Below are 18,581 nucleotides of genomic sequence, written 5' to 3' on the forward strand. Positions count from 1 at the left end.
GAGGGGTCTTATGCGCGACTATTATGATCTTGGCACCTATTCCTGTGCAGTCACCACTGCATCGGCTGAGGCGCAGCTGTGGTTCGATCGCGGACTGGTCTGGACATATGGCTATAACCATGACGAGGCGATTGCCTGTTTTCAGAAGGCCGCAGACGCAGACCCCGACTGCGCCATGGCCCATTGGGGCGTCGCCTATGCGGCGGGGCCGAACTACAACCTGCCATGGGATCTGCGTGACGATCAGGGACAGACCAAATCACTGGCGATTGCCTATGACGCTACACAAAAAGCTATGGCCCTTCTGGAGATGTGCACACCGGTTGAACAGGCCCTGATTCGGGCGCTGCCAGCCCGTTACCCACAGCGGGATCCGATTGAGGATATGCACACCTGGGACTACGACTATGCCAACGCGATGCGCGCAGCATTTTCCGAACAGCCCGGCAATCTGGATCTGCGTACCATCTATGTCGAGGCATTGATGAACCTTACGCCCTGGCAGATGTGGAACCTGAAAACCGGACAACCTGCTGAGGGCGCGGCCACGCTTGAGGCGCAAGAGACACTGGAAAAAGCGATGGCTGATGATCCTGATGCGATGTCTCATCCCGGCCTGTTGCATCTCTATGTCCATCTGATGGAGATGTCGCCGACCCCGGAAAAGGCTCTGCAAGCGGGGGATATTCTGCGCACGCTGGTTCCGGAAGCGGGGCATCTGGTACATATGCCGACGCATATCGACGTGCAGTGCGGCCATTATCACAACGTCGTCTATTGGAATGAACAGGCCTCGGTCGCTGATTTGAAGTATTATGAGCGCGAAGGCGCGTTCAATATCTACACCGGCTATCGTCAACACAATTACCATTTTGCAATCTACGGTGCATTATTTCTGGGTCAGATGGAGCCCGCCCTGCGCGCCAATAAAGGCCTGTGGGACACCACACCCGAGGAGATGCTGCGGATCGAAAGCCCGCCCATGGCGGATTATTTCGAAAGTTATATGTCCATGGGTCCGCATATCCTGATCCGCTTTGGCCGCTGGGAAGAGGCGAAGGCGCTGGATCTTCCCGACGATCCGGATCTCTATCGTACGCTCACCGCAACAACACACTATGCCCGTGCCATCGCCCATGCGGCCACGGATGAGGTCGCGCAGGCCGAAGCTGAAGAGCAACTGTTCCTTGCCGCTAAAACCTGCGTGCCCGAAACACGCAGGCTGCACAACAATCGGGTCATCGATCTTCTTGAAATTGCAGCCGAAATGCTGCGCGGAGAAATCGAATATCGCAAGGGCAACTACGATATCGCCTTTGCCCATCTGCGTCGGTCGGTCGAGTTGGACGACACATTGCCTTATGACGAACCATGGGGCTGGATGCAGCCCACACGCCACGCGCTTGGGGCTTTGTTATTTGAACAGGGCCACGTCGCCGAGGCCGAGGCCGTCTATCGAGAGGATCTGGGCCTGGCAGGAGCGCTCGGTCGTGCCTCGATCCACCCCGACAATGTCTGGAGCCTTCGAGGGTTACGCGATTGCCTGAAAGAGCGTGGAGAGGCCATAGAAATCAAACAGATTCAACAACGTCTTGATCTGGCGCTCGCGCGTGCGGACAGTGCTGTTGGTGCATCCTGTTTTTGTGCGCAAGCCGCCATGCGAGCCGCCGAATGAATGCACTGTCATTGGCTCTTGCTTTGGTATTGTGTGGTCCCGCATTTGCGCAACGGCAGACATTTCCGCCAGTGGATCAAGCAGAACAAGACCCCACCCTGCTAAAGTTCAGGTCCGATCTGCTTGCAAAAATCGAGGCGCGCGATACCGAGGCCGTCGTGGCTGCCACATGTCCCGATATTTATCTAAGCCATGGCAGCAATGGCGGACCGGACGAATTCCGAATAAACCTAACTGTGCCGCCCGATCAGCTGAGCGAAGAGTTCAGAGACGAAGCTGACGAACTGCGCGATGCCTATTGGACAGATTTATACGAAACGCTATCGCAGCCAGGTTACTTTGACGAACAGGGTGAGTTCTGGATGCCAACACATTGGCAAATCGCCCTGCCCGCTTCCCTGGATCCGTTCACAGCATATTTCGTGGCCGCTGAACAGGTAACGCTGCGCCAATCCCCCTCGCGCGGTGGCCCGATAGTTGGTTTGATCAGCCACGAGGTGGTTATTGTTCCTGACTATCAAACCGATGAAACCTATCAAAAAATTCGACTGACGGATGGAACCACAGGCTACATGCACGGCGACTTTCTGACATCGATGGTTGGGTATCGCGCTGCTTTGGTGAAATCCGAAGCGGGCGATTGGCAGCTTTGCACCTTTGTGACCGGGGACTAGGCTTTTGCCTTTTTCTTCTCAGCCATCACCTTTTCGGCCAGATCGCGCGCGATCGCAAACGCGCCCTTGATCTTGTCGCTGTCCTTTTTCCAATCGCGCCGGACAACGATCTTGTTGTCCTTGACCTTGGCCAATCCACGCTGGTTCTGGATGAACTCGACCAACCCCTGAGGGGAAGCGAACTTGTCATTATGGAACTGGATCGTCGCACCTTTAGGTCCACCGTCGAGCTTGGCAATCCCTGCCCGTTTACACATCGCCTTGATACGTACGACCAGCATCAGTGTATTCACCTCTTTCGGCAAAGTGCCGAAACGGTCGATCAATTCAGCAGCGAAGCCTTCCAGCTCGACCTTCGTCGACAATGACGACAGGCGGCGATAGAGACCAAGACGCACATCAAGATCAGGCACGTAATCCTCGGGGATCAGCACCGGGACACCTAGGTTGATCTGCGGGGCCCATTGGTCGTCGGCATCCGACAGCCCTTCCATCTCGCCGGCTTTAATCTTGGCAATCGCCTCTTCCAGCATCGACTGATAGAGTTCATAGCCTACGTCGCGCATCTGGCCGGACTGCTCTTCACCCAGAAGATTACCGGCCCCACGAATATCCAAATCCTGTGATGCCAGCGTAAATCCAGCCCCCAGCGTATCCAATGAGCCCAAAACCCGCAGGCGTTTCTCGGCCGTTGCCGTCAGGCGTGCGCGCGGTTTGGTGGTCAGATAGGCATAAGCGCGGGTTTTCGAACGGCCTACCCGACCCCGGATCTGATAGAGTTGTGCGAGGCCGAACATGTCCGCCCGATGCACCACCATCGTGTTGGCGGTCGGAATATCCAACCCGCTTTCGACAATCGTGGTCGCCAGCAACACATCGTACCTGCCGTCGTAGAAGGCGTTCATCCTGTCATCCAGCTCACCCGCTGCCATCTGCCCATGGGCGACCACATAGGTCAGCTCAGGCAGCTGTTCTTTGAGGAATTCCTCGATCTCGGGCAGATCCGAAATACGCGGGACCACATAGAAGCTCTGCCCACCTCGATAATGTTCACGCAGCAGCGCCTCGCGAATTGTGACGGCATCGAACTCGCTGACATAGGTGCGGATGGCAAGGCGATCGATGGGTGGAGTACCAATGATCGACAGATCGCGCACTCCGGTCAGAGACAGCTGAAGCGTCCGCGGGATCGGCGTTGCAGTCAGGGTCAGGACGTGTACGTCCGAGCGCAGTTGTTTCAACCGTTCTTTGTGACTCACGCCGAAATGCTGTTCCTCATCGATGATCAGCAGACCCAGATTGTTGAACCGTATCCCTTTGGCCAACAGCGCATGTGTTCCGATCACGATATCCACAGTGCCCCGTGCCAGCCCGTCGCGGGTTTGTTGCGCCTCCTTTGCCGACACAAAGCGCGATAATTGCCGAACCTCCAGCGGGAAGCCACGGAAGCGTTCCTTGAAGGACGCTGCGTGTTGGCGTGCCAGCAACGTGGTCGGCGCGACTATGGCGACTTGCACGCCCGACATGGCTGCCACAAAGGCCGCGCGCATGGCGACTTCGGTCTTGCCGAAACCAACGTCGCCGCAAATCAAGCGATCCATCGGAGCACCAGAGTGCATGTCCTCCATCACCTCGGAAATGGCACGCAACTGATCGTCGGTCTCCTGATACGGGAAACGCGCGCTGAACTCCTCCCACGCGTGGGGTGGCGGGTCCATCACCGGGGCCTTGCGCAAAGCACGCTCGGCCGCGATGCGGATCAGCTTGTCCGCCATCTCGCGAATGCGCTCTTTCAGCTTGGCCTTCTTGGCTTGCCACGCGCCACCGCCCAAACGATCTAGCAGCCCCTCGTCATGGCCGTATTTCGACAGCAACTCAATGTTTTCAACCGGCAGATAGAGCTTTGACTGTTCCGCATACTCCAGTAGCAGGCATTCATGCGCAGCACCGGCGGCAGTGACGACCTCCATCCCCATGTAGCGACCAATGCCGTGGTCTACATGCACCACCAGATCGCCGGGGCTGAGGGATTGGGTCTCGGTCAGAAAGTTCTCGGCCTTGCGGCGTTTCTTCGGTTGGCGGATCAGACGGTCACCCAGCACGTCCTGCTCAGCGATCACCGTCAAATCAGGCGTTTCAAACCCATGCTCCAATGCCCAAACGGCCAGATGCAACCCGCGCTTCCCAACTCGCGTGCCATCGGTCACTGGGATCGCCTCGGCGAGACCTTCGTCCTCGATCAATCCGGTCAGACGTTCGCGCGCGCCTTCTGAATAGGAGGCGATGAGGACCGGACCTTTGTCCATCTTATCGGAGATGTGGCTGGCGAGAGCACCAAATAGGCTGATGCTCTCCTGTTGGCGTTCCGGGGCAAAGTTTCGCCCGATCCGACCACCTGCATCAATCACACCCGGTCCGCTGGCCTGCGGCAGCGGGCTGAACTGCAACACTCGCCGGTCGCCAACCGCCTTTTCCCATGCAGCATCGTCCAGATAAAGCAGCCCAGGAGGCGTCGGCTTATACACAGTATCCATGCGCGAGCGGTTTTCCAGCGCCAGCTTTCGCGTCTCATACTGATCAGCAATCGAATCCCACCGCGCCAACCGCGCTGGTGTGACCTGATCATCAAGTGAGATTGTTGCGCCCGGCAGGTAATCGAACAGCGTCTCAAGCTTTTCATGAAAGAACGGCAACCAGTGTTCGATACCCTGATGTTTACGGCCAGCGCTGACGGCCTCATACAGCGGGTCATCCGTGCCCGCTGCGCCAAATTCGATGCGGTAGTTCTGGCGAAATCGGGTGATGGCGGATTCGTCCAGAATAACTTCGGACACTGGAGCAAGCTCGACCACATCAAGCTTTTCTGTCGTGCGCTGCGAGACAGGATCAAACCGGCGCGCGCCATCCAGAACATCTCCGAACAGGTCCAGCCGAACAGGGCCACTTTCGCCCGGTGGAAAGATATCAATGATACCCCCGCGGATCGCATAATCTCCGGGCTCCATGACAGTCGGACTTTGGGTGAAGCCCATGCGCACCAGAAAGTTCCTCAGCGCTTCTTCATCTATGCGCTGATCTACGCGGGCGGTAAACGCGGCCTCGCGTAGAATCGCGCGGGCCGGAACCCGCTGTGTCGCTGCATTAAGCGTCGTTAACAGCACAAACTGCTCTGGCATCTGATGTACTAGTGCGGCCAATGTCGCCACGCGCGCAGCAGAGATATCCGCATTGGGCGACACACGATCATAAGGCAGGCAATCCCAGCCCGGAAAAACGAACACCGGCATGTGAGGCGCAAAAAAAGCCAGCGCCGCCCGCATCGCCTCCATCCGTTTGTCATCGCGCGCGACATGACAGACCGGACCACCCGAGCGGACGATCTCATTCAGAACCAGCTGTGCGTCAAACCCTTCAGGAGCACCGCCGACTGTAACGTGGTTCGGAGCCTTCATCATGCTGCCTCTTTGATATCACCAGCCCAGAACGCCAGCCGTAAAGTTCTGATACATGCCCCAAAACGAAGTGACCAATATAGAGATCATTCCGATGATCTGAGTATAGACCCGGCACCGGCCCAGATTCTTGGCAACGTTTTCCAACGTCAGCTCTTGTTGTCTCATTTTTTTTGCGGTCGATATATTGATGAGCATGACAAAGCACATCGGGCACATCAGCAAGAACACAGCTTGCGCGAATTCAAGCCCGTAAAAGAAACCCATTGTTGCCAACCCGGTCAGCACGAAACAACAGATCGCAAATATCGCAAGACCAGAAGTCTCGACAATATACAACACGCGATTCGTGTTGATCCTGGCAATGTCCAACAAATCCTGTTCTGACTGGCCACCGGAACGGCGCGCTCGTGCCACCAGATCGTGGGGCACGCCAATCGACCAATGGCTGGCCGATGACCAAAGAACAGCCAATCCGATCCAATACCACAGATTCGAAAAGCTTCGCATATCGATGATTTCAAATATCGAAGTGTAAATGTCCAAGCGTCTGCCCTTTATTCAACGTCCGCAGGGACCGTCATCGAATGGATGCGTCCATTGTTACCCTTGAGACCACCGGGAATTCATGCCACCCAATGCGCGATTGTTCAAGGAGAGTGCGCCATGAAACCGACCATCGCCCCCTATCCACTGACGCGGTTCCGCCGGGCCCGTCAATCCGAGGCGATCCGGGGGTTGGTGCGCGAGAACACCCTGACCGTCGATGACTTTATCTGGCCGATTTTTGTGCGCGATGGTGAAGGTATCGAAGAGCCCGTGCCCTCCATGCCCGGGGTCATGCGGCGTTCGGTTGATTTGATCGCAAAAGCAGCTATCGAGGCACAGGCGCTCGGAATACCTGCTATCTGTATCTTCCCATACACCGATCAGGCGCTGAAATCCGAAGATTGTGCCGAAGCGTGGAATCCCGACAACTTGTCCAATCGCGCTATTCGGGCGGTCAAAGAAGCGGCACCAGATATCGCTGTAATGACCGATGTAGCGCTGGATCCCTACAACATCAACGGCCATGACGGCTATGTTGTGGATGGCGAAATTGTGAATGATCAGACGGTCGAAGCGCTGGTTAAAATGACTCTGGCGCAAGCCGAAGCCGGTGCTGATATTATCGGCCCTTCAGACATGATGGATGGACGAATTGGCGCAATGCGTAGTGCGCTTGAGGCGGCGGGGTATCACAACGTCATGATCCTCAGCTACGCCGCCAAATATGCCAGCGCGTTTTACGGCCCGTTCCGTGATGCTGTTGGGGCCTCGGGCGCACTGACCGGGGACAAGAAGACCTATCAGATGGATCCCGCAAACTCGAACGAGGCGCTGCGTCTGATCGAACGCGACCTGACCGAGGGCGCAGATATGGTCATGATCAAGCCAGGGATGCCCTACTTGGATATTTGCCGCCGGGCAAAAGACAGCTTTGGCGCGCCGACCTACGCGTATCAGGTCTCGGGCGAATACGCGATGATACAGGCGGCAGCCCAAAACGGCTGGATCGACGGCGAAAAGGTGATGCTTGAAAGCCTGCTGGCTTTCAAACGCGCGGGATGTGATGGCATTCTGACGTATTTTGCGCCAGAGGCCGCGCGCATTTTGAACGGCTAACGCCTCAGATTGTCGCGACTTTTCGCCGATCTGCCGCGCACGCAGCACAGCTTTCCCGTGACAGGCGGGCGCAATCGGCGTATTCTTGCAAACAAGATCGGGAAGACCCGACAAATCAGGCACATACACAGAGACAGAGAAACATGAGCAGCTCAAACTCCCTCCGACTAAGCCGTCGCGGCTTTGCATTTGGCATGGCCGGACTGACGCTAACAGCCGCCTGCGGCAATGGCGTCGGGAATTCCAATGCGGTGGCGCTTGATGCCCGTGTTGATGCGACGCTAAACGAAATGTACAGCAGGTACCCTAATACCGTTGATATCGCCAACAAGGCTAATGGGATGCTGGTCATGCCATTGATCACCGACGCCGGGTTAATCTTCTTCGGTGGTGCCTATGGTCAGGGTGCGCTGCGCATTCAGGGTGCTACGGTTGATTACTATTCGGCCATTTCCGGCACGGCGGGCCTACAGATCGGCGCACAACAATATGCACATGTTCTATTCTTCATGACCGAGGACGCGCTGAATGACTTCCGCCGATCCAGCGGTTGGACCGCAGGAGCCGATATCGGATATGTCGTTGACGCAACCGGTGAGTCGCTTTCGACAGATACCAATCAATTGGGCAAACCCGTGCTGGCAGCGGTCTTTGGGCAGGCGGGCCTGAAATTCGGTGCAACCATAGAAGGCACCAAATACACACGCATCATTCCCTGATTTACGAGCCCCCCTTCCCCCTCAGAGAAGCCCTGCTACATCTTGTGGCAGGGCTCTTAGATTTTATGGATTTCACACATATTCCTGTGGCATTCCTCTTTCGGTCCGGATGGGCTTCCAGTAACCTCTGCGCAAACGAATACACAGATTTCTTGGGGGACAGATGGGTCTGGTCTTTCGCTGGCTGGTGAGAATTACGACGGGCCTGATCCTGCTTTTGGTCGCAGCAATCGGGCTGATCTATTTTCTGGCCAGCCAATCCCTGCCCGAATATGATCAAACCCTTGAAGTTGAAGGGATTACCTCCCCAGTCGAGATCGTCCGCGACACCGCGAACGTACCACATGTCATGGGCCAATCCGACCCGGATGTATTCTTTGGCCTTGGATATGCCCATGCGCAGGACCGGCTTTGGCAAATGACCGTTCTGCGCCGGACCGTACAGGGCCGATTGTCCGAAATATTCGGCCAGCGAACAGTCCATATCGACAAGCTCTTGCGACGACTGGACCTTTATGGCCTTGCCCATCGATCTGTCGACGTACAAGACGATTACACGCTTGCCGCATTGCGCGCCTATTCTGCTGGAATTAACGCCCGGCTGACCGAAATAAACGAACAGGCGCTAGGTCGTGGCGCGCCCGAGATGTTCTTGTTCAACGCGCCGGTCCCGCCATGGCAGCCCGGCGACAGTCTGGCCATCATGAAACTGATGAGTTTGCAGTTGTCCGGCCACCTTGCGGATGAGGTTCTGCGTGCCCGAACTTCTCTGATGCTGGACGATCCGGCACGTTTGGCTGACATTCTGCCGGATGTCCCTGGCCCCGGGATCGCTGCTCTGCCCGAATATGCTGCTCTGTTTCCGAACCTTCCGCGGTATGCGCAGGGAGCTTCGATGCCTGATACGCCGCTGTCACCTTTCCCCCAGCGCGGATTGGCAGGGGCGTCAAATGCCTGGACCGCCGCGCCGTCTCGTTCGGCCAGCGGTGGCACCTTATTGGCCAACGACCCCCATCTGGGCTTCACCGCACCCGGCATCTGGTATCTAGCCCGGCTGGAGCTTGCCAAAGGCGGAGTGATTGGCGCGACGATCCCCGGTATTCCTGCGATTTCAGCCGGGCGGAGCGAGCGCTTGGGATGGGGTCTGACCTCATCTTATCTGGACGATCAGGACGTCCATATCGAACAGTTGAACCCAGACAACCCAGAAGAATACCTGACCCCAGACGGATATAAGCGCTTCCAAACCCGGCCTTCGATCATCGAGATCAAGGACGCGGCTCCGATCACTTTGACCCTGCGTTGGACCGAGAACGGCCCCGTTCTGCCGGGCACGCATTACGATCTGGAAACCATTACGCCTCCGGGGCATGTGGCCTCCCTGTCATGGAGTTCGCTCACCCCCCGCGACACCTCCATGAGTGCATCTTTGGCACTGATGAATGCCGATACCGTTCGGCAGGCCATCAATATAGCTGAAGATTACATCGCGCCGTCACAGAACCTGTCATTGGTCGATCGAAACACGATCGGTTTGAAACTGATCGGTGCCATACCCCGGCGAGACCTTAACAACCAAAGTCGTGGCCGTATTCCAACCCCCGGTTGGCTGGAACGAAACCGCTGGCAGGGCCGGTTGCCTTATGCGGACAACCCGGAATTTGTTTCCCCAGCGGGCGGTATACTGGGCAATACAAATAACAAGATCATTGATCGCCCCTTCCCAGATCATGTCTCATATGAATGGGGTGACACCCAGCGCGTTCACCGTTGGGAACGCCTGATGCAATCGCGCGAAGTGCACACCCGCGACAGCTTTATCGAGGCACAGCTGGATACGGTCAGCTTTACGGCTCGATCCTTGTTGCCGCTGATCGGTGCTGATCTCTGGTTCACCGGAGAGGCGGCGCCTGATGGCACACCGGAACGTCAGCGGCAAATCGCGCTGGATTTGCTGGCCAATTGGAACGGTGAGATGAATGAGCACCTGCCCGAGCCATTGATTTACGCTGCCTGGCTACGGGCACTGCAAATCCGTCTGATATCGGATGAGCTTGGCCCCTTGGCGGCGGAATACAAACATGTCGAACCATTGTTCATCGAGCGTGTTTACCGTGATATCGATGGTGCTTCGGTCTGGTGCGACGTGCGTCAGAGCGCCCCTGCCGAGACATGCACAGACATGGCTCGGCTGGCGCTGGATGACGCAATCATCTGGATTTCGGAACGATATGGCTCAGCGCTGGAATCTTTGCGTTGGGGTGATGCCCATCAGGCGACCCACGACCACCCCGTGCTGGGCGAAGTACCGGTACTGCGTTTCTTCGTAAACATCCGCCAGTCGACCAGCGGCGGCGACAATACCTTGTTGCGCGGCCGCACTTCGGGCGAAGGTTCAGATCCATTCCAGAATGTGCACGGTGCAGGATATCGTGGCGTATATGATTTCGCCGATCCGGACAGTTCAGTATTCATAACGGCCACTGGTCAGTCTGGCCATTTTTTGTCGCGCTACTACGATGATCAGGCCCAGTTGTGGCGCAGAGGAGAATACATTCCCATGTCGTTGGATATCGGTCTTGCCCGCGCCGCGGCAGTTGGTGTGACCGTGCTCAACCCACGCTGACAGTATCGGCAATTCCCCGCCCCTTTTTCCGCGCCGCGTGGACGTGGTTGATTGAATTCGCCTAAAATCAACGAGCCGTCGCATCGCACCAAAGGGGGAAATGCATGGGCAGCCTTCGCGATATTTTGAATAATCTGGCGCGCGACTATGCCGTTGCGTGGAGTTCAGGCGACCCAGACGCGGTTGCCAGCTTCTTTTCGCCGGATGGTCAAATCAGCATCAATCGTGGCGAACCTCTGCAAGGACATGCCGCAATCGCAGAAATGGCGCGTCGTCTTTATGCGGATTTTCCCGATCTGGAAGTACGTTGCGACATGATGCGGTGGGCTGGATCACATGCCCTGTTCGTCAGAACGCTCGAAGGGCATCATCACGCCACTGGTAACCGCGTTGTCACGCGTGGATGGGAGCAGTGGGAACTGACATCGGACAACAAGATCAAAACTTCGCTGGAATGGTTCGATGCACAAGAGCGGCAAAGCCAGATTGATGGTGTCTGAAACGCGTCCGCACGCCTTACTCTGAAGTCACAATGTATTCACGGGGAATGCCTTGCGTGATCCGATACCAGTCCGAGTTTTTCGTCCTGTTCTGGTGCGCCTCAAAGGCCGCCCTGTTTGCAAACACCTCGGACACTTCAAACCGACCGGGCTGGTTGGCATCTTCGCAGACTTCGAATGAGATACACCCCGCCTCTGCACGGGTCAGTGAAATATGAGCAGGCAGCGCTTGTCGCACCTGTTCCAACCGGTCGTGAGGCACCGTAATATGACCACGCAAATGAACCTTCTTTTCAGCCTTTGTCATCGACAACCATTTTTATTGAGTGGGTCCAAAGTTCAAAGCGCGGCAAAGCGGGCCGCTTGTTTGTCAGTCCAAAATACAGTGATTTCGAAACCATCCTCGGTCTGCTCTTCGGATCTCACGACTTCCTGACGGAACAACCATGCCCGCTTTTGACCTTCAGCGAACGTCAAAGAGAGTGTTGATTCATGCCGGGCGCCCTGCAGAATCGTGGCAATTTCAGACAAAAGAGGCGCAATCCCCTCGCCTGTTACCGCCGAAATCGCAAATATTGCCGGATCACGCTCGGCTCGAGCCAGCGTGGCCTGGCGATCCTCGGGGCTGAGAAGATCAATTTTGTTCCAGACTTCCAGCCGGGGCCGGTCATCCTCGACCCCAAGAGAGGTCAAAATCGTCTCGACATCCTGTGCCTGTGCTTCGGTTTCTTCGTGACTGATATCTCGAACATGAACCACAAGATCGGCACCCAACACCTCTTCCAGCGTGGCGCGGAATGCGGCGACCAGTTCTGTCGGCAGGTTCGAAATGAAACCCACGGTGTCCGAAAGGATCACTTCGGGACCATCCGGCAGTTCGACCCGCCGCATTGTGGGATCAAGCGTGGCAAATAGCATATCTTTCGCCATCACCTTAGCCCCGGTCAGGCCATTGAATAGCGTGGACTTCCCGGCGTTGGTGTAGCCGACCAATGCAACGATTGGGTACGGAACCTTGGCCCGTGCGGCGCGGTGCAACGTGCGGGTCTTGACTACTTTCTGCAGCTGCCGCCGTAGACGCACCAATTGTTCATCGATCGCGCGCCGGTCCGCTTCGATCTGGGTTTCACCCGGCCCGCCGACAAATCCCAATCCACCACGCTGCCGTTCAAGGTGGGTCCAGGCCCGCACCAATCGCGTTCGTTGATAGCTGAGTGCCGCCATCTCGACTTGTAGCACCCCTTCGCGGGTACGCGCACGATCACTGAAAATCTCCAGGATCAGCCCGGTTCGATCGAGGATTTTGACCTTCCAGGCCTTTTCAAGATTTCGTTGCTGAACAGGCGTGACTGGCCCGTCGATCAGAACCAGTTCCACTTCGTTCTCGTGGAAACGCTCACCCAACTCTTCGATCTTACCGCTGCCGAACAGCAATCCCGCCTGAGCCCGCGGTAAACGCACAACTTCGGACCCGGCCACATCCAGATCGGGCAAAGCGGCAGCCAATGCCACCGCCTCTTCCAGCGCCGGTTCTGGAACGCGGCGCTGTTCATCTGATTTGATTTCCGGATGCAGCACCCAAGCGCGGGTGCGCGTCCTATCATGTTCCATCAAGAGGCGTCTTCGCCCTCATACAGGCTGATCGGCTGTGACGGCATGATGGTCGAAATCGCGTGTTTGTAGACCAGCTGCGACTGTCCGTCGCGGCGCAACAACACACAAAAATTATCGAACCAGGTGATTACACCCTGCAATTTCACGCCATTGATCAGGAATATCGTGACCGGGACTTTTGCTTTCCGTACATTATTCAGGAACGCGTCCTGCAGATTCTGTCTGTCCGAAGCCATATTGTTTTAATCTCGCCATTGTTCTTGCTACGCGCTGCGGACCAACGCGCTCCCTCCGGCGGAGTATGGAGTGGTGCGCGCAGATATTCCAGATGAAAAATCATGCAGTAACAGCAGACGCCTGCCGTAGGGTCAATCGCGCCACAGGGTTGGTGTAATCAGTGCGACGATCGCCAGGGTTTCCAAACGGCCAATAACCATTGCGGCGCAAACTGTCAGTTTGGCTGCACCTGACAGATCTATAAGTCGAATGGGGACATCAGTTGCCAATTCAATCAGCGGCCCCGTTGTGCTCAACGCCGCAACGCTCAGCACCATCGCCTGCTCAAACCCGACCCCCATGGCGGCCAGCAGCAAATCGAACAGAGCCAACGTCAAAGCAAACATCATCAGGAAGATCCAGGCGATGAAGGCCCCGTCGCTTTGGATACGTCGGTTGCCTCCGCCTTCGCCGCTGACAGAAGACGGATAGATCAGTCGGTCAATTTCGCGCTTACCATTCAGATAAAGTGCAAAAACGCGCAGCAGTTTGACCCCTCCTGCGGTTGTTGCAACACCGCCGCCAATCAACGCCAAACCCATCAGGATCAAACCAGGTGTCCCGAGGCCCGATAGTTGCTGCGCATCGTTCCAATTCGCGCTTTCAAATCCGGCTGTTGTCAGGAAAGACATTCCAGTGAACACCATTCCCCAGGCCACGTGCAACGCCTGCACAATCTCGATCTGAACACCAAGCTCGGCCGTTCCCGCCAGAACTCGGATAAACAACAATACCGCAACCGCCAGCACGATAAAGATACCGATCCGAAACTCAGGGTCTTTGTCCAGCCGCGAATAGCCCGAGGTCGCTGTATCGGTCGAAAAGGTCAGCCGCGACAACGCGAAGAAAAGGAACAGGAACATGATAGCTTCGCCGGTTATACCTGCTGTCGATCCTTCCAGCCCGCCCACAGGCGAAATACCCGAGGTCGCCATCACCGACATCGCGTGGCACACTGCGGTTAAGCCTTGTTCGCCTGCGATCAGCAAAAGAACCCAGATCACCGCTGTCAATCCGGCATAAATCGGAGCCAAAGCGCGCGACACGCGGATCAGATGGCCTCTTGGATCGGTCTTTTCGCTTTGGGCAACGCCCGAGACCGGTCGACCAGGTTGCCCTTTTGCGGTTACCTCGAATCCACCCAACGACAAAGGCGCGAGGATCGCCGCTGCAGAAATCCACATCAACAGCCCCCCCATCCATCCAACCAAAGCGCGCCACAAATGCAGCGGTGCAGACAGACGCTGGGGATCCGGGAACAGGTCAGCGCCGGTTGTTGTCAGCGCACTGACCATATCAAAATAAGCATTTAGAAAACTGGTTGTTCCCAGCGCATCATGAAACGGTATGGCCAGAAAGATCGGCAACAAGGTGAACGCGGCAAGTAGAACCGCCAATTGGCCAAGCGTCCCGCGCCGGGGCCTTCGGTTCGACATCGCAAGCGCAATGATCAAGACAGCGAACACACCTAACAGCCCGGAATAAAAGAAAGATCGTGAGGTATCGTGATCATCCAGTGCCAGCGCGTAGGCAGCGGGAATCCACATCGACAGCGCGACAATTCCCCAGATCATCAGCAACAGCGGTAGTCGCCGCAATACTCCGATCCGTTGCTGTCCACGTGCCTGCAACATCAGAAGAAATCGATCGAGACCTGCATCAGACGTTCAACCTCGGGCACGTCTTTGGCCAAAGCAAATATTGCAACGACATCCTTCTCGTCAATGCGGAGGCTTCCAGTTGGGCGCAGCACCTCGTCGCCTTTGCGGACGGCACCGACCAATACGCCCTCGGGGAAATCAATATCACGCAGCTTTTGCCCCGCCATCGGAGAAGTCGACAGGACTTCGGCCTCAATAACTTCGGCTTCGGCGTCGCCAATAGAATAAACCTGACGCACCCGACCGTGACGGATGTGGCGCAGGATCGAACTTACTGTTGTCGCACGCGGATTGATATAAGCGTCGATTCCCAGCGGCCCCATCAGGGCGACCATACTGGGGTCATTGATCAAAGCGATGGCCAGCGGGCAGCCCTCGCCCTTGGCACGCACCGCAGCCAACATGTTGGTGCGATCGTCGTCTGTGACTGCCAGCATCGCATCGGCGCGTTCAATACCTGCCTCGCTCAGCAAAGACGAATCCAGACCGTCGCCATTCAATACGATGGTGCGCTCCAGCCCCTCGGCAGCGATTTCCGCGCATCGACGGTCGCGCTCGATGATCTTGGCGCGGACGCGGCTTTCACGTTCTTCCAGCGTGCGCGCAACTTCCAACCCGACATTTCCGCCACCCACGATGACGACTCGATCTTGCTGACGTTGGGCTTTGCCGAACACCTCCATCGTGCGGTCCACATCCTTGACGCTGGTAAAGACATAGCATTCGTCGCCAACAAACAGCTGATCCTCGGATTCAGGCGCGAACAACGTCCCTTCACGACGAACACCAACAACGATTGAACTGAGCGTCGAGAACAAATCAGTCAGCTGGCGAAGCGGAGTGTTGACGATTGGACAGTCTTCTTCAACCCGAATACCCAGCAGCTGCGCCTTACCGTCCATGAAAATCTCGGTATCGAAAGCCGACGGAGCCGACAGGCGGCGCATTGCAGCGGCAGCGACCTCACGTTCAGGGCTGATTACTACGTCGATGGGCAGATGATCGCGGCGATAAAGATCAGAATGGATCGCTTCGAGATAGGATTTAGACCTCAGACGCGCGATCTTGCGCTGGATCGAAAAAACCGAGTGCGCCATCTGACAGGTGACCATGTTCACCTCGTCCGAATGGGTTGCAGCAATGATCATATCAGCGTCGCGGGCCCCTGCCCGATCCAGCACATCCGGATAACTGGCGAATCCAGCGATCCCCTGCACGTCCAGCGTCTCAGTCGCGCGACGCACCAGATCAGGGTTGTTGTCGACCACCGTTACATCGTTCAGTTCGCCCGAAAGGTGACGCGCAATCTGCCAGCCCACTTGGCCGGCACCGCATATGATGACCTTCATACTCTTGGCCTTTCTGCCTGAAATCTTTGAATGACAGATGCCCCCAAAGCGGTCAATTGAATTGTCATGGATGACAAGCTGAGCCAAAGTAACTGTATGAAAACAATTCTGCCCGCTTTGATTTGCTTGCTGACACTATCTGCCTGTGGTCCGCTTTCGCTGTATTACCGCGAGGGCGAAAGCGTTGCACGCATGCAGACCGAAACCACGAACTGTCAGGTGAAAGCTCTTAAAGACGCCCCTGTCGCCAATCAGGTCCGTCAAAGCCCACCGGTATACTGGCCCGGGCGCACCTATTGTGATGGCCGTGGGCGTTGCTATCGCAACCCTGGATGGTGGGAACCCGGACGGATCTATACCGTTGACGTGAATCAGGGGCTAAGAAACAAGGTCGAAGCACAGTGTATGGCACAGAAAGGGTACCGCCCGGTCAGCCTGCCGCCCTGCAAACAAGGTGTCAAATCGCGGGTTGCACCCGCACGTACCACAACTCTTCCACCGCTGAGCACTGAGTCGTGTTTCGTGAAATTTGAAGACGGGTCATTTCAAATCATCACCCCGGGACAGGCCGGCTGATTTGCGACGCTTGGCCAGCGCGAGATGAACAAATATGGCGATGCCATAGAATGCAGCCACGGCCATAAACATACCGACCTCATTTGCGCCCAAAAGAATGGCCAGTAAAACTGGCGTCCCTAGCAGATTTCCAGCATTCCCCATCTGCGCCATTGCGCCGTAGCTTAACGCCTGGGTCTCGGCAGTTTCGTTCAACTCGGGCACCGCGGCGAAACTACCGCCCTGAACAAGCCCAAGAACTGCAAACAATGCGATGCATCCGAAGGCAAGCGGAGCCCCCAGAAACAGCGAAATGATCGTCAGAATCCCCATGGCGAATCCCAGATTCACGACACTGACGCAGGACAGCACGGTCAAAAGCAGCGGTACCAGCAACCATGACAACACGATCCCGGCCAACGGCATCAATGCTGCGATCGAAGCACCCTGCCCTTCGGGTAAGCGCCCCGGCAGAATTGCCAGAAGCGAGACGAAAGTGAGCGTGTAGAAGAACCATCCGATCGCCGGAGCCGAGATGAATGGCGAGCGATAGGTCCTTAGGTGCACACCAAGCAAAGAAGATAAACTCCACCTCGTGCCGACTGGCTGATCTATGTCGATCCTGATTTTGCTGAACGCTATCAGCGCGGCAATCACCAACATCAATCCGCCATGCAAGGCAAAATACACCGGCAATCCATAGCGGTCGACAATTGGCAACCCGAACCAGGCATTCAACGCAAAGGCTACGCCAAAAAACGTACTCCATAGCACCATAGAGTTGTACCTAGCGCGACCGGTTGTGATCTGTGCAATCAAGGTCGGTGCCGCGACAACAATCGCAAGATGGGATAGCCCTTCGACCACCCGGCTGAGCAACATCAATTGGAATCCCGGCAGACTTGCTTGCAATATTGACAATGCACCCCCAAGAACCAAACCTGACAAAAGCAGACGGTTTGGCCCAATCCGCGCCGCAATCGCACCCGACATCGCACCCAGCGCTGCTCCCATCAGGCTGATAATCGATAGCAGCCAGCCGATCACCGCCGCATGATCGGGATAAAGCAATCCAATGTCAGCAAACGGAACGGCGATCTTGGCAAACTGGGTCGCAGCCCCGAGGCCTGCGAACCAAATCAGCAAAACTTGCAGAAATGTTCGGAAAGAGTCACTCATGAACTCGGTCTATCGCGACCTACACACCAGCGGAACGCATAAATTATGCGGCACCCTCTCGCCGACCGCTGACCAGACGAACCGGGGTGCCATCCGAAAGATACAATCGCTCCCAAACGATCCGTCCAGCGCTGATTCTGATTTGGTCATGCACGGCTTCCGAGGTCAGAAACGCCTTGGGCGCAGGCGAGTGCAAATCCCACCAACCATCGAGTTGCAGTTCCGCCTCGGCCTGTCGGATCTCATCCGTCGCAAATTGCCAGAGTGATACACCCAGCAACGCGTGCGCAGAGGTTTTCCAATCTCGTGCACGACTGGCCGAATAGGCAAGGCAAGTGTGTGTGGCTTCTTCAACAAGGTGTAGGCACTCGGACGAGTTTACCACCAGACGTTTAAGCGCGGAATCTTGTGCCTTTGCCGGACCAAGCGCCGCAAAAACAACCTGTTGAACATGGGCCGAAGGGGTTTGGCCACCATTTTCCCACCGAGAAATCGTGGCCTGATCAACCTCGATCAGATCAGCAAGGGCAGATTGCTTCAGGCCAACCACGCGGCGCAGCCGTTTCAGCCGCTTTCCAAAGGCTGGAAAGCCAATGGAAACGGCTGTGTTCTTCGCGCAATCTGCGGTCATTGAAG

At 56.4% G+C, this 18,581-nt stretch carries 16 protein-coding genes; 7 read left to right on the forward strand and 9 right to left on the reverse strand.

Annotation, left to right across the window (positions count from 1 at the left end):
• Positions 1–10 precede the first annotated feature (10 nt).
• Together ACR0DU_RS03950 and ACR0DU_RS03955 are read left to right on the forward strand one after the other, a co-directional pair.
• The gene (locus ACR0DU_RS03950; RefSeq protein ID WP_480872581.1) at positions 11–1,675 is read left to right on the forward strand and encodes a hypothetical protein; all 1,665 of its coding nucleotides are present in this window, start codon (positions 11–13) and stop codon (positions 1,673–1,675) included.
• 71 nt (positions 1,676–1,746) lie between these two features.
• Positions 1,747–2,349, forward strand: a complete 603-nt coding sequence (locus tag ACR0DU_RS03955; RefSeq protein WP_480872583.1) for an SH3 domain-containing protein — start codon at positions 1,747–1,749, stop codon at positions 2,347–2,349.
• On the opposite strand, the gene mfd is transcribed toward ACR0DU_RS03955, so the two are convergent.
• Positions 2,346–5,801, reverse strand: a complete 3,456-nt coding sequence (gene mfd / locus ACR0DU_RS03960) for a transcription-repair coupling factor (RefSeq protein WP_480872585.1) — start codon at positions 5,799–5,801, stop codon at positions 2,346–2,348. The genes ACR0DU_RS03955 and mfd overlap by 4 nt on opposite strands.
• Before the next feature lie 18 nt (positions 5,802–5,819).
• Positions 5,820–6,347, reverse strand: coding sequence for a hypothetical protein (locus tag ACR0DU_RS03965; protein ID WP_010440333.1), 528 nt, complete (start codon positions 6,345–6,347; stop codon positions 5,820–5,822).
• Positions 6,348–6,467: 120 nt separating this feature from the next.
• Between ACR0DU_RS03965 and hemB the strand changes: the two genes are divergently transcribed.
• The 4 genes from hemB (at position 6,468) to ACR0DU_RS03985 (ending at position 11,311) form a co-directional block, all read left to right on the forward strand.
• Complete coding sequence (gene hemB, locus ACR0DU_RS03970) at positions 6,468–7,466, forward strand: porphobilinogen synthase (RefSeq protein ID WP_480872586.1); 999 nt, start codon at positions 6,468–6,470, stop codon at positions 7,464–7,466.
• A 143-nt stretch (positions 7,467–7,609) separates the two neighbouring features.
• A complete protein-coding gene (locus ACR0DU_RS03975; protein ID WP_319547283.1) occupies positions 7,610–8,185 on the forward strand; it encodes a lipid-binding SYLF domain-containing protein in 576 nt (191 codons plus the stop codon).
• A 163-nt stretch (positions 8,186–8,348) separates the two neighbouring features.
• Positions 8,349–10,811 (forward strand): penicillin acylase family protein, encoded by a 2,463-nt coding sequence (locus tag ACR0DU_RS03980; RefSeq protein WP_480872588.1) that lies wholly within the window; start codon positions 8,349–8,351, stop codon positions 10,809–10,811.
• A gap of 104 nt (positions 10,812–10,915) precedes the next feature.
• Positions 10,916–11,311: a nuclear transport factor 2 family protein gene (locus ACR0DU_RS03985; RefSeq protein ID WP_010440337.1), complete on the forward strand. Its 396-nt coding sequence runs from the start codon at positions 10,916–10,918 to the stop codon at positions 11,309–11,311.
• Positions 11,312–11,327: 16 nt separating this feature from the next.
• Here ACR0DU_RS03985 and ACR0DU_RS03990 read toward each other — a convergent pair whose 3' ends face one another.
• From ACR0DU_RS03990 to trkA, 5 genes are all read right to left on the reverse strand, one after another.
• Complete coding sequence (locus ACR0DU_RS03990) at positions 11,328–11,618, reverse strand: putative quinol monooxygenase (RefSeq protein ID WP_480872590.1); 291 nt, start codon at positions 11,616–11,618, stop codon at positions 11,328–11,330.
• Positions 11,619–11,650: 32 nt separating this feature from the next.
• Positions 11,651–12,922: a GTPase HflX gene (hflX, locus tag ACR0DU_RS03995; RefSeq protein WP_319547286.1), complete on the reverse strand. Its 1,272-nt coding sequence runs from the start codon at positions 12,920–12,922 to the stop codon at positions 11,651–11,653.
• Entirely contained in the window at positions 12,922–13,161 is a 240-nt protein-coding gene (hfq, locus tag ACR0DU_RS04000; protein WP_010440340.1) for an RNA chaperone Hfq, read from the reverse strand. Before hfq ends, hflX begins: the two co-directional genes overlap by 1 nt.
• Positions 13,162–13,293: 132 nt before the next feature.
• Positions 13,294–14,835 (reverse strand): TrkH family potassium uptake protein, encoded by a 1,542-nt coding sequence (locus ACR0DU_RS04005; RefSeq protein WP_480872592.1) that lies wholly within the window; start codon positions 14,833–14,835, stop codon positions 13,294–13,296.
• A complete protein-coding gene (gene trkA / locus ACR0DU_RS04010) occupies positions 14,835–16,211 on the reverse strand; it encodes a Trk system potassium transporter TrkA (protein ID WP_480872593.1) in 1,377 nt (458 codons plus the stop codon). The genes ACR0DU_RS04005 and trkA overlap by 1 nt, the downstream gene beginning before the upstream one ends.
• A 96-nt stretch (positions 16,212–16,307) precedes the next feature.
• Here trkA and ACR0DU_RS04015 point away from each other — a divergent pair, with 96 nt between their 5' ends.
• The gene (locus tag ACR0DU_RS04015) at positions 16,308–16,787 is read left to right on the forward strand and encodes a hypothetical protein (RefSeq protein WP_319544679.1); all 480 of its coding nucleotides are present in this window, start codon (positions 16,308–16,310) and stop codon (positions 16,785–16,787) included.
• Here ACR0DU_RS04015 and ACR0DU_RS04020 read toward each other — a convergent pair.
• Positions 16,752–17,945 (reverse strand): MFS transporter, encoded by a 1,194-nt coding sequence (locus tag ACR0DU_RS04020; protein WP_480872595.1) that lies wholly within the window; start codon positions 17,943–17,945, stop codon positions 16,752–16,754. The two genes, ACR0DU_RS04015 and ACR0DU_RS04020, sit on opposite strands and share 36 nt — an antisense overlap.
• A gap of 43 nt (positions 17,946–17,988) precedes the next feature.
• Complete coding sequence (locus ACR0DU_RS04025) at positions 17,989–18,576, reverse strand: helix-turn-helix domain-containing protein (RefSeq protein WP_480872597.1); 588 nt, start codon at positions 18,574–18,576, stop codon at positions 17,989–17,991.
• Between the last annotated feature and the right edge of the window lie 5 nt (positions 18,577–18,581).

The sequence above is a fragment of the Ruegeria sp. G2 genome (assembly GCF_056533505.1).